Below are 13,035 nucleotides of genomic sequence, written 5' to 3' on the forward strand. Positions count from 1 at the left end.
AGCATGTGAAGCTCCGGGCGGACAGGTTGATCTTGGTCGACAACCCATCTACCAGGAGCTTCACCCCTTCCCGCACCCAGCCCCCACCTCAACGCCCCACGGCCTCAGACAGGTTGGAAAAGGCTCACAGGCCGGAGAGGTACGCGCGTGGACCTGGCAATGGCCATGGTCGACACCTGCGGGGTGGGGCCTCAGGCACGAGCCGCATAGGAGGCAGCCTGGGATCTCGTAGCCTCATCCCAGTGGTTACCCCGAAGGACGAGGCCGATCCAGAGCCTGTGGCGTTCGGTGAACGCTACTGAGCCTTGGCAGGCTTCGCTCCGGATTACCGCACACCCGCGTGGTGCGAGAAGGAAGAGTGGGGCCTGATCTCGCACTGTCCCCATCCCCCGTCCACGCTGATGTGCAGCTATCGGTCGAGCGATACCCAGATGTCGAAAGCCCTCTGGGCTTCCGTCGTCAACTCGGCGAGCTTGGGGAACTCGTCGTCGATCATCTCCCAGTCGCAGATCGAGCAGCCGTCGATGAGTGCCGTCCAAGCGGTGACGAAGTGGTCGAGGCAGTGGCGGATGTGCTCTTGGTAGGCGAGCACATGTCGGCCCTGGCGCTCGTAGCGCTCGGCTTCGGTCTTGGCCTGATCTTCGGGCATGTGTCGCACGAACGGTGACGGGATGGGCTGGGGCCCGCGGTCCGGATTGAGGATCCCCGACACCACGGTGGTGCAGTTCTGTGGCCCGGAGGATCAAGCTCTCGAAGTCGCTTCTGCTGGCGGTTGAGGCTTCTCGCGCGAATGCTTTCATGATCCAGTCCCAGTCGGCCGCGCGTCGCGGTTCCGACCCGTGCCACGGTGTCATGCGTGCGTGGAGAGCACGGACCTCGTCGCCAGTTCTGCGCAGCCGAAAGACCAGACGCTCCCAGTCACGGTAGAGGGTGTCGACGCTCTCGCGGTCGTCCTCTTCGTCGTGCTCGTGATCAGTGATCACGATCGATCGATTCCCCTCACTCGACCCCAGCGAGTTGGAAGCGCGTTGGGGGTGTGTGGCGCGGGCGTCAGCATCGCCGGGCACTTGACGTTGAAGTTAACATCATTCCGTTGGCGGCGTCAACACGATGTAAATCGGACTGATGGCGATGCTGGTGTACGGTTCTTCCATGACCGCAGGAGACGAGGTACCTGGTGCCGCGGTGACCGCTGCGGAGATCGCACGGTTCGCGGGAGTGACACGCGCTGCGGTGTCCAACTGGCGCAGGCGCCGTTCGGACTTCCCCTCACCTGTCGGCGGCACCTCGGCAAGTCCTCTGTACTCGCTCGCCCAGGTGCAGCAGTGGCTGGACGGACAACGAGCAGGCCGAGAGGCCCGAGAGGCCAGCGGAGAAGTCCGACTCTGGCAGGCGCTGCGCGGTGCCTACGGCGAAGAAATGGTCAGGGCGCTCGCTGCGGTCGGGGGCCACCTCCTCGGCGGTCGGGACGAGCTGACCGACCAGGCGGCGCGCAAGGCAGCTGATGAACTGGCTACCGAGCGATCACCTGCTGAGCTGATGGGCGGTCTTGTTGCCCGGTTGTTGGAGTCCACCGCGCGCGCCGCCTTGGACGGTACCTCGACGTTGCGACTGGCCCGCGCTGTCCGTGAATTCGCGGGTGAGACATCTGGAGTCGTCTTCGACCCTGCGTGCGGCATCGGCTCGCTCCTCGTCGCGGTGGGCGGCAATGCGGTCGGGAGCAGGCTGGGGCAGGACACACACGCGGATGCGACGCGCTTGGCCTGGGTACGCGTGGCGTTGTCCTCCGCTGAGGCAGCGGCGCCAGCTCAGGTCGTGGCGGGCGACTCGTTGCGGGCTGACGCTTTCCCCGATCTTCGCGCGGACCTGGTCGTGTGCGAGCCGCCGACCGCCGTGGCCGACTGGGGCCGCGAGCACTTGCTCGTTGATCCACGCTGGGAGGCGGGTGTGCCCTCGCGCGGGGAGAGCGAACTCGCCTGGCTCCAGCACTGCTACCACCACACGGCCCCCGGCGGGTGTGCCGTCGTGGCCCTCCCGGCATCGGTCGCCCACCGCCGCTCCGGTCGCCGAATCCGCGCGGAATTGGTGCGTCGCGGCTGTGTCACCGCAGTAGTGGCCCTACCGTCGGGCCTCGCGGCCAGTCACGCACTGCCGCTGCACCTGTGGCTGCTGAGTCGGCCCTCCGACCCCGGGCAGGCAGCGCGGACCGTACGCATGGTGGACCTCGGTGCCAACAGCCCTGACGGACCCTGGAAGCCGCAGTCGCACCAGGAGACGGAGGTACCGCTGATTGATCTACTCAACGACGAGGTGGACCTCACCCCCAGTCGCTATGTCCGCGAGCCCGAACCCGACTACGCGGCGGAGTACGCCGCGCTGCGCGGGGATTTCGACGCGCGTCTGAGTCGCTTGCTGGCGCTGCTTCCCGAGCTACGTCCGCGAGACCGGGTCGGCGGACTGGACGAGGGCGCCCCGGTGGTGATGAGCGACCTCCTGGCGGCGGGTCTGGTCAGCCTGGACGGCGGAAAGCTCACGTCCGTCAGCGACCAGTTGGACCCCGACTACGTGCGCGGTTTCGCCAACAGCGCGGAGAACGCCCGCCGCAGCACATCACCCTCGGGTACGTTCCGAGCAGACCCGCGCGCGGCGCGCCTGCCCCGCATGAACATCGAGCGGCAGCGCCGCTACGGCGACGCCTTTCGCTTGTTGGGTGCGTTCGAACGCGAGCTGGCCGAACTCGCCAGGATGGGAGACCGGGCCGCACGGCTCGCCCGCGACGGCCTTACCGGTGGCGCGCTCGACCCACCACCGACGCGGGACAGCGGCGACGCTGAACACCAGAGCACGACGACCGACGGAGACGACGCAGTGGGGCGAGAGGACAGGACACTTTGAGCAAGAACCAGGAACTGGCCGACTTCATCTGGTCGGTGGCCGACCTGTTGCGCGGTGACTACAAGCGCTCGGAGTACGGAAAGGTCATCCTGCCGCTGACAGTGCTGCGCAGACTGGACTGCGTCATGACCCCGACCCGCCAAGCTGTGTGGGACCGGGCTGCCTCCTACACCGGGGAGAACAAGGACGGGCTGCTGCTGGCGGCCTCCAAGCTCAAGTTCTACAACCTCTCCGAGCAGACGTTCGAGACCATCAGCAACGATGCGGCCAACGTGGCGAAAAACCTCAAGGACTACATCCGGGGGTTCTCTTCGGAGGCGACCGAGATCATCGACCGCTACGAGTTCCACCTCCAGATCGACCGTCTGGACAACGCTGACCTGCTCTACCAGGTGGTGCGGAAGTTTGCCGGCCTCGATCTGAGTTTCGAGGCCGTGGACAACCACGACATGGGCTACGTCTTCGAGGAGCTGATCCGGAAGTTCGCCGACGCCTCCAACGAGACCGCCGGTGAGCACTTCACCCCGCGGGAGGTCATCGAGCTGATGGTCGAGCTGCTGCTCGCCCCGGACGATGACCGGCTGACCAAGAAGGGGCAGGTCGTCAAGATCCTCGACCCGGCCTGCGGTACGGGCGGCATGCTCTCGGCGGCGGAGGAGCACATCCGCAAGCTGAACCCGGGCGTACGTGTCAACCTGTTCGGACAGGAGTTGAACGCCGAGTCGTACGCGATCTGCCGCTCCGACATGCTGCTGAAGGGCCATACCGCCAAGAACATCTGCTTCGGCAACTCCTTCAGCCAGGACGGCCACGACGGCGAGACCTTCGACTACATGCTTGCCAACCCGCCCTTCGGCGTGGAGTGGAAGAAGGTCGAGAAGGTCGTACGCCAAGAGCACGAGGACCGCGGATACGACGGCCGCTTCGGCGCCGGCCTGCCCCGGATCAACGACGGCTCGCTGCTGTTCCTACAGCACATGATGAGCAAGATACAGCCGCTGAAGAAGGACGATGCGGGCGATGAGGTCGGCGGCACTCGACTGGCGATCGTCTTCAACGGTTCCCCGCTGTTCACCGGTGGTGCAGGATCGGGCGAGTCGGAAATCCGCAGGTGGATCATCGAGCACGACTACCTGGAGGCGATCGTCGCCCTCCCGGATCAGCTCTTCTACAACACCGGTATCTCCACGTACTTCTGGATCGTCACCAACCGCAAGCCTGCCGACCGCAAAGGCCGCGTGATCCTACTCGACGCCCGCGACCAGTGGACCAAGATGCGCAAGTCCCTCGGCGAAAAGCGCAAGGAGATCACGCGGGCGCAGATTGGACGCATCGGCGCGATCTACCGCGACGCGCTGAGCATCGTCGGCGACGAATCCCATCCGGACCACGGGCGGGTGAAGGTCTTCGCCAACCGGGACTTCGGCTACCAGCGCATCACCGTGGACCGGCCGCTCAAGCTCCGCTTCGAGTTGACCGAGGACAGCCTTGCTCAGCTCGGCGCGTCGCCCGCCGTGAAGAAGGCACTCGGGGGCGAGGCAGCGGTCGAGCTGTTGCTGGCCGCGCTCAAGCCGCTGCGCGGGTCGCAGTGGTCGACCAAGGCTGAGGCGTGGGACGCCATGCGGACGGCGATGGTGGCCGGCGGCGTGCTGTGGCCCTCCGCCGCGCCCTTCCAAAAGGCCTTGCGTGATGCCGTGGGAGTGACCGACCCGGAGGGCGAGGTTCAGCTCGTCAAGGGCAAGCCCGAGCCTGACTCCGACCTGCGCGACAACGAGAACATCCCGCTGAGCGAGGACATCGACGAGTACTTCGCTCGTGAGGTGCTTCCCCACGTCCCGGACGCCTGGATCGCGGAGATCCGAAACCCGAAGACGAAGGAGACAGAGCGGTTCAAGCTGGGGTACGAAATCCCCTTCACTCGCTACTTCTACGTCTACACACCGCCGAGGCCGCTGTCGGAGATCGACGCGGAGCTGAAGTCATTGGAGTCCGAGATCCAGGCCCTGCTCGGGGAGGTGACCGCGTGACGTCTGTCTCGAAGCAGATTCCGTATGGGGCGCCTCTTCCTGATTCATGGAGAGTAATTCCACTCAAGCACCTGGCGACCTTGCATAACGGATACGTTTTTAAATCCGATGGTTGGACAGACTTCGGCACACCAATCATCCGAATCGAAAACCTGAACGGCTCGGAGAGCTTTAATCTTTCCAGTCTGACACTCGATAAAAAGCATCACGTAACCTCTGGAGATTTGCTCTTCTCTTGGTCTGGGAACCCGGGTACATCCTTCGGCCCATTTAGGTGGGACAAGCCGGGGCTCCACTTCCTGAATCAGCACATTTTCAAGGTATCCGTCCAGGGGTGCGAAAAAGACTGGCTTTACTGGTCGCTTCGGGCTGCCACGTTCTGGATTGAACGAGAGCTGACAAGCGGAATGATCGGTATGGTTCATGTAACTAAGGAGGAGCTCGGCAACGTACCAATCCCCGTCCCGTCGCGGGATGAGCAGCGCCGAATTGCCGACTTCCTCGACGCGGAGACCGCGCGGATCGACCGCCTATCGAACCTTCGGCGGTCCATGCTGAAAAGCCTGGAAGAGCGGGACAAGTCGGTGAGGGACGGCCTCGTCAACGAGCTGTTCGATCAGCAGGGCGAGATTCCTCTTCGGCGTTTTACGGCGATTATCGAGCAAGGTGAGAGCCCACAGTGCGAGGCTGTTTCGCGTGACGATGCTGATGAATGGGCCGTACTTAAGCTCAGTTCTGTAAAACAGGGAAAGTTCGATTCAGGAGAAAATAAGCGGTTGCCTGCCGGGATCCTTCCCACTCGCGCGCATGAGGTTCGACCGGGAGATCTGCTTGTCACGCGTGCCAACACGCCGAATCTTGTTGGTGATGTAGCCGTCGTCTCCGGAAGATGCGAGCGTCTGCTCCTACCTGATCTGGTCTATCGAGTGAAGCTCGGATCGGGAATCCTCCCGTCTTTCGTGGCCCAGGTCGCTCTGAGTGGTCGCGTTCGCGCCGTTATCGAATCGTCTGCTCGTGGATCGTCACAGTCCATGGTCAAACTCCGCGGAGAAGACATTAAGGCATGGCCGATGCCGCGAGCAACGACTGTCCAGCAGCGAGAGCTCATCCACTTCATGGAGCAGACGACAGTCGCCAGCAGTCAGCTGCGAGCGTCGCTCATCCGCCAGCTTGCGCTCCTCACCGAGCGCCGTCAGGCACTAATCACCGCTGCTGTCACGGGTCAACTGGACGTCACCACCGCCCGCCCCACGTACGACCACGACCTCTGAGGGGGATGCAGATGAACGACGCCCGCGTGTACACGGAGAAGGCATTCGAGAACGCCGTGGAAGCGGCGCTGCTGCGCAGCGGCTGGCAACGCGGGCTGTCGAACACCTACGACCGCGTTCTCGGTATCGACACCTCCGAGCTGTCCGCGTTCCTCGGTGCCTCGCAGAACGATGCGTGGCTGGCTCTCCAGGCCGCTTACGACGAGGAAGAAGAGCAGGCCATCAGTCGGTTCGCGAAGCGGGTGGCGCGGGAGATCGACTCACGCGGGCTGCTGGACGTCTTGCGTCGGGGCGTGAACGACCGGAATGTGAAGATCCAGCTCGCCTACTTCCGTCCCGCGCACACCCTCGCCGCCGACGCTCTCACCGAATACAACGCCAACCGACTCACCTTCGTCCGCCAGTTCCACTACTCAGTCTCCCGCCCGGCTGACACCCTCGACATGGCGTTCTTCCTCAACGGACTACCGGTCGCCTCGGTGGAGCTGAAAAACGGGCTGACACGGCAGACTGTCGAGGACGCCAAGCGGCAGTACCGACGTGACCGCGATCCGAAGGAGCTGTTCTTCGCCAAGCGCAGTCTGGTGCACTTCGCCGTGGATCCAACGCTGGCGTTCCTGACGACCCGTCTGGCTGGCGACACCACCCGCTTCTTGCCCTTCAACACCGGGTCCGGTGGCCCCGGGCAAATCGGCGGTGCTGGGAACGTTCCGGCCCCCACGGACGGGACGTACCCGACCTCCTACCTCTTCGACGAGGTGTGGGACCTGGACAACTGGCTGGAGCTACTCCAGCGGTTCCTGCACGTGGAGGACGCCGCCGCGAAGGCCGGGCGGGCGCCGTCGCACAAGCCCGGCAGCGCGCACACGCAGCCGTTGATCTTCCCCCGCTTCCACCAGTGGGACGCGGTGCGCAAGCTCGTCGCACACGCGGCCCGCCATGGCGCGGGGGAGAACTACCTGATCCAGCACTCCGCCGGCTCGGGCAAGTCCAACACCATCGCCTGGCTGGCGCACCACCTGTCCAGCCTGCACACCCCCCACGACCCCGAGCTGATCGCGCCCGCCGCACTCGCATCCGGCCTTGGGGCGAACAAGCTGGTCTTCGACAAGGTCATCGTCATCACTGACCGGCGGGTGCTGGACAAGCAGCTCCAGGACACCATCTACCAGTTCGACCACAAGGCCGGCGTGGTCGTGCGGATCGATGAGAACTCCCAACAGCTCGCGGACGCGCTGACCGGGCCGACGGCTCGGATCGTGATCACCACCGTGCAGAAGTTCCCCTTCGTCCTGGACAAGGTCGCGGGGCTGGGCGGACGGCGCTACGCGGTGATCATCGACGAGGCGCACTCCTCGCAGGGCGGAGAAAGCGCGGCGGCGCTGAAGAAGGCGCTGGGCCGTCTCGGCTCGGACGCGGTGGACGAGGAGGGCGACCCGCTGACGGCCGCGGCCCTGGCCCGCGGCAAGCAGCCGAACCTGTCCTTCTTCGCGTTCACGGCCACCCCCAAGGCGAAGACGATCGACCTCTTCGGCACCCCCTACCGCAATCCCGGATCGGGGGAGCAGGAGAAGGGGCCGTTCCACGTCTACTCGATGCGGCAGGCCATCGAGGAGGGTTTCATCCTCGACGTGCTCGGCAACTACATCACCTACGCCACGTACTTCAAGCTCCAGGAGGCCGCCGCCGACGAGGCCGAACAGCAGGTGGACCCGCGCAAGGCGCGCTCCAAGCTGGTGAGGGCCGCGCTGATGTCGGAGGCGTCGATGGCCTCCCGCGCGAAGATCATCGTTGATCACTTCCGCTCGCACTCCAGCCCGCGTCTCGGCGGCCGGGCCAAGGCGATGGTGGTCACCTCCGGCCGTGAGCACGCCGTGCGGCTCTACCAGGCCATGCGCGCCTACATCGACCAGCGTGGCTTCACCGACTGCGGCACCCTGGTCGCGTTCTCCGGGGCACTGACTCTCGACGGGATCGAGTACACCGAGGCTAAGCTCAACGGCTTCCCGGAACGCGAGCTGCCCGCCCGCTTCGGCTACACCCGCGCGGACGACCCGAACCCGCCCTCGGTCCCCAAGCCCGAGCACCGCATCCTCGTCGTCGCCGAGAAGTACCAGACCGGCTTCGACCAGCCCCTGCTGACCACCATGTACGTGGACAAGATCCTGGTGAAGCTGGCCGCGGTGCAGACGCTGTCCCGGCTCAACCGCACCCACCCGCTCAAGACCACCGAGGACCTGTTCATCCTCGACTTCGCCAACCGGCCCGAGGACATCCAGCAGGCTTTCCAGCAGTACTACACGGCATCGGTCAAAGAGCCCACCGATCCCAACCTGCTCTTCGACCGCGAACGCGAGGTGATGGCCTACCAGCTCCTGGTGGAGGCCGAGATGGACGCCTTCGTCACCGCATACTTCGCAGCCTTCCAAGGCGGGACGGCGACCGACACCGCCATCATGAAGGCCCACGCCCGGCTCTACGGCTACCTCCAGCCCGCCCTGGACCGCTTCAACGCCCTCAACGCCGCCGAACCCGACACCGCTGCTGAGTTCCGCCGCGCTCTGGACTCCTACACCAAGGCGTACGGCTGGCTCTCCCACGTCATCGGCTTCGAGAACCTCGAACTGGAACGGCTCTACCAGTACGGACGCTTCCTGCTGCGCCGCCTGCCCGCGCCCGACCGCAGCGCCAGCGCAGACATAGGGACCGTCGTCCCAAGCCACATGCGCATCACTCAGACCGGCACCCCCGAACTGCACCTGGAGGCCGCCGGCGCGCAGGTGCTGACGGGCCTGGTTCCCGAAGCGGGCGGCGCGGTGGCCGAGGCGGAGGAGATGTCGCTGGCCGAGGTGATCCAGTCCGTCAACGACGAGTACGGAACGGGACTGTCCACCACTGACCAGATCCTGCTGGGCCAGCTGGTGGTCGCGGTGAGCGAGGACCCCGAACTGCGGGCCATCGGGCTGCACCAGGACCAGGACGTCTTCGGCGGGGAACTGGAGAAGGACATGGACCGGCTCGTCATCGATCAGGCGGCGTCCAACGATGCCCTGATGGTCCGCTACTTCGACGACGCGAACGTCAATCGCCTGTTCAAGCAGGTCGCGACCGAGCAGGCGTACCAGCTCATCCGTCGACCGGTCCGCCGCGAGGTCGAGCGCCGGGCCACCGAGCAGCGGGCCGCCGAGCTCAAGTCCACTGGAAGCCGACGACCGGAGCCGCCGACCGCATAGCCTGTGCTTGACAGCACGTCAGGTAAGAGGCCGGGCCGGGATCACGCTCCCCCCACGCAGAGAGGGACCTCGCATGGTGCACGGCGCACCGACCTTAGACGCCGGTGACCGGGCCCGCGTGATCGCGGGCCGGTACCGGCTGCACACCCCCATTGGTGCAGGCGGCATGGGCGAGGTCTGGCAGGCATACGACGAACGCCTGGACCGGCGTGTTGCCGTGAAGATGATGCTGGCCGAGCGCCCAGTTCCGGCCGGGTTCCAGGGCATGGCCTTCGAGGAGACCCTGCAGACCCGCCGCGCCCGCTTCCTGCGCGAGGTCCAGATCAGCGCCGGCATCGAACACCTGGGGGTGCCGGCTGTCCACGACACCGGCACCGACGAGGCCAGCGGACGGCTGTTCGTCGTCATGCAGCTCCTGCAGGGACGCGAACTGCAGACCTTCATCGACGAGACCGACTACGACAGCGAGACGGTCCCCGTCTCCTGGGCCGCGGCCGTCGGCGCCCAGATCGCCTCCGTCCTGGACACCGTGCACCACCACGATGTCGTCCACCGCGACATCAAACCATCCAACCTCATGCTCACTCCCGGTGGCGTGGTCAAGGTCCTTGACTTCGGCGTCGCCGCACTGCGGGGAGTGGGCACCCTGCCCCGGCTCACCCAGGTCGGCATGACGGTGGGCACCCCGCCCTACATGTCACCCGAACAGAGCCTGGCCAACGCCGTCGGCCCCGCCGCCGACATCTACGCCCTCGCCTGCGTGCTCCATGAACTCCTCACCGGCAAGCCGCCGTTCACCCCGGACGACAGCCGCTCCCACATGTGGCACCACGTCCACACCCCGCCCCCGCCCATCCGTTCCCTGCGCCCAGACGTCCCGGCCGACATCGAGAAGCTACTGCTGGCGATGCTCACCAAGGAATCCGAGCAGCGCATGGGCGCGATGGAGGTCTACGACGCCCTCCTGCCCTTCGTTCACGCCACGAGGCGCGACCTCACCGCGACCGATGACGATCTCCTCGACCCCCGCCTGCCGTTCCTGCGCCCCTTCGGAGGTCGGGCGTGCGGCTCCAGCATCGGCGCCTCGTACGCACCCACCGCGGTGGTTCCCTCGCCACTCGTGCTCCCACCGGTAGCCACACCGAAGGAGCCGCTGTCAGACCTTGCCGCACTGACCGAAGAGGAAGCGGACGCTGTCTCCGACCGGGCAGCACAGCTGGCTCAAGAGGGCCAGTTCACCCAGGCCGCCGACGCTCTGGCCGATGCGATCGTCAGAGCGACTGACCCGGAGATCAGGGAAGGCATGCAGTTCAGCCTCGCCCAGGTTAAGTTCCTGGCCGGAAGCCACCGCGAGGCCCTCGCGCTCTTCGAGCCACTCGCCCGCCACTACACCGACCTCTACGGTGACCACGACGAGCAAGCCCAGCTCTGCTGGTACTACACCGCGCAATGCCGGATGGAACTCGGCGAAGCCACCGCCGCCATCCAAGCCTTCGACCGCGTTAGCGAGATTAGGCCCGGACCCGACGACGAGGACGCCGTCAATCGCCACCTCGATGCCCTCGCCCGACTGATGAGCCTGTATGCCGCGACGGAGAACCTTTCCCAGGCACTGGACGTAGGTGACCGGCTCCGATCGGAGACTTCCCGCCTGCGGGGAAGCAACTGGCCCGGCTTGCTACAGATCGACGCCTATCTCCGCCGCCTTCGCCAAGACCTGAGCTGATCGACTGACCTCTCCGGCACCGTCGGGGCTGACACATGTGTCCTGGCCAGGCCCGGCCTTCGTGCCCGCAGTACGTATGGGACGGACAATGACAGAGAAGGGCGCACCGTCACTCATCCGGGGGGACGGCTCCGCGGCAGCGTCGCGATGCTTCACCGTGACGCTGCCGGCAGACCAGCATCATGCAGATCACCCTCAAACTCCATACGGATAGGAGGGCTCGGGAAAGGGGGATCGCTCGCCGCGACGGCACAGTGTCCGGTACCTGCCCATCCGTGCTCTGAGCCGTGGACAGATGGATGGCCGCTGGGCGCCGGGTTCACTGGCGGGGAGTGGCTTCCGTCACGGGGAGCCGGGTGGTGCGGGAGATGGTGAGGGCCGCGCCAGCACACAGGGCTGCCGCTGCCGCATAAGGCCAGGTGGGAGCAGCGTCGTAGGCAACGTCAGCCACGAGGGGCTGTGTCTACCAGTCCTGGGCCGGACTGCAGTGCGCAGAGCGCAAGGCTCCGCGACGAAGCCGAGGCCGGGACGGAGGTCCGCCGACCGCGCCAGGACTCGGGTGTGCGGTCCTGGGCGGGGCCAGAACGGCGGCGAAGGCACTGGGCCACGCCGATCGATCCGCCGCAGCCGCCATCGCCCGTGCGGCAACCAGGGCGGCGAGGGAGTCGGCCCGCAGGAGCACGCCAGCTAGGTACTTTCGTTTGGATCATCGTGCGGACCAGATGAAGATGCCTGCGATGTGGAGTCCGGCGAGGTAGATGGTTGCGGTCTTGTCGTATCGGGTGGCGAGGCCGGGCCAGTGCTTGATGCAGTTGATGCATCGTTCGACGGTGTTGCGCTGCTTGTAGGCCTCGCGGTCGATGGCGGGGGCGTCACCGGCCTGTCCGGCGGTGAGGCGGAAGGCCAGAGGCCGGCAGTTGCCGTCGGCTGCCAGGTGGATTTTCGTGGTCGGCCCGCCGTGGGAGCGTCCGATGGCGTGATCGGCGGCTCGCGGGCCGGGGCCCTTTGTGCGGGCTCCGGCGGCGTGCTGGTGGGCACGCACGATCGTGGAGTCGACCGCGACCGCCCACTGCAGGTCCTCATCGGCGTCGGCCCGGGCGACCAGGGCGGTGAAGACCCGTTCCCAGGTACCGTCCAGGGCCCACATTCGCAGCCGGTTGTAGGCGCCTCTCCAGGTGCCGTACTTCTCCGGCAGGTGGACCCACTGCGTCCCGGTCCGGAACGTGAAGGCGATCGCGTCGATCACCTGCCGGTGATCGCGCCAGCGGCCACCCCGCCTCGGCGTCCGGTCCGGCAACAACGGCTCAGTCCGCGCCCAGCACATCGGTTAACGGCACACACGGCCCAATGATCGGATGATCCGAACGAAACGGCCTAGACGCCGTGGTGGTTCTGCGGCCCGGCGGAGGTCGCGGCCCTGTTGGCGGCTGCGGTGAGCCAGGGCCCGATGGAGCTGTCGTTGGTGAGGTCGGCGCGGTAGGCCAGCGCCACGGCCAAGTAGCGGTGTTCGCGCGAGGTCCACCGCCCTCGGTAGCTGCGGCGGACCTCGTCGGGACAAGGGGCGAGACCGCCCCCGTCGCGGGCGCTCCAGATGGTGAGGCGCCACACCCCTCCCCCGTCGCCCAGGTACTTGTGCGCACCCTGGGCTGTCGCCACGTCGGGGAACGCGAAGACCTGGACGGAGACGAGGACGGGGTTCTCGGGCGTGGCGTGGGGACCGGGCTGCTCCGCGTAGACGCCGACGACCACGTCGGTACAGCCACGGCGCGCGAGATCCCTGGCCAGGTCGCTGGGGGCCGCTTCATGGGAGGGGCGGATGTCCTCGGCGATCCGCGCGAACTCGATGCCCAGGTCGTTGGTGAACCGCCGCGGCAGCAGGGCGT

The 13,035-nt window shown here is 66.3% G+C and carries 8 protein-coding genes; 5 read left to right on the forward strand and 3 right to left on the reverse strand.

Features of this window, described 5'->3' with window-relative positions; genetic code table 11:
• Positions 1-409 precede the first annotated feature (409 nt).
• A complete protein-coding gene (locus ACTWP5_RS31695) occupies positions 410-649 on the reverse strand; it encodes a hypothetical protein (RefSeq protein ID WP_443224640.1) in 240 nt (79 codons plus the stop codon).
• Between the two features lie 476 nt (positions 650-1,125).
• Here ACTWP5_RS31695 and ACTWP5_RS31700 point away from each other — a divergent pair, with 476 nt between their 5' ends.
• From ACTWP5_RS31700 to ACTWP5_RS31720, 5 genes are all read left to right on the forward strand, one after another.
• The gene (locus ACTWP5_RS31700; RefSeq protein WP_443224641.1) at positions 1,126-2,895 is read left to right on the forward strand and encodes an N-6 DNA methylase; all 1,770 of its coding nucleotides are present in this window, start codon (positions 1,126-1,128) and stop codon (positions 2,893-2,895) included.
• Positions 2,892-4,922 (forward strand): type I restriction-modification system subunit M, encoded by a 2,031-nt coding sequence (locus ACTWP5_RS31705; RefSeq protein WP_443224642.1) that lies wholly within the window; start codon positions 2,892-2,894, stop codon positions 4,920-4,922. The genes ACTWP5_RS31700 and ACTWP5_RS31705 overlap by 4 nt, the downstream gene beginning before the upstream one ends.
• Positions 4,919-6,193, forward strand: a complete 1,275-nt coding sequence (locus ACTWP5_RS31710; RefSeq protein ID WP_443224643.1) for a restriction endonuclease subunit S — start codon at positions 4,919-4,921, stop codon at positions 6,191-6,193. Before ACTWP5_RS31705 ends, ACTWP5_RS31710 begins: the two co-directional genes overlap by 4 nt.
• An 11-nt stretch (positions 6,194-6,204) precedes the next feature.
• Positions 6,205-9,426: a type I restriction endonuclease subunit R gene (locus ACTWP5_RS31715; RefSeq protein ID WP_443224644.1), complete on the forward strand. Its 3,222-nt coding sequence runs from the start codon at positions 6,205-6,207 to the stop codon at positions 9,424-9,426.
• A 73-nt stretch (positions 9,427-9,499) separates the two neighbouring features.
• Positions 9,500-11,152, forward strand: coding sequence for a protein kinase domain-containing protein (locus ACTWP5_RS31720; protein WP_443224645.1), 1,653 nt, complete (start codon positions 9,500-9,502; stop codon positions 11,150-11,152).
• Between the two features lie 706 nt (positions 11,153-11,858).
• Here the strand turns inward: ACTWP5_RS31720 and ACTWP5_RS31725 are convergent.
• Positions 11,859-12,476: an IS5 family transposase gene (locus ACTWP5_RS31725; RefSeq protein ID WP_443224646.1), complete on the reverse strand. Its 618-nt coding sequence runs from the start codon at positions 12,474-12,476 to the stop codon at positions 11,859-11,861.
• 50 nt (positions 12,477-12,526) lie between these two features.
• Positions 12,527-13,035, reverse strand: a 509-nt coding sequence (locus ACTWP5_RS31730) for a hypothetical protein (protein ID WP_443224647.1), incomplete at its 5' end; no start/stop codon positions are given.

Source organism: Streptomyces sp. 4N509B (assembly GCF_052245655.1).
Classification (GTDB): Bacteria; Actinomycetota; Actinomycetes; order Streptomycetales; family Streptomycetaceae; genus Streptomyces.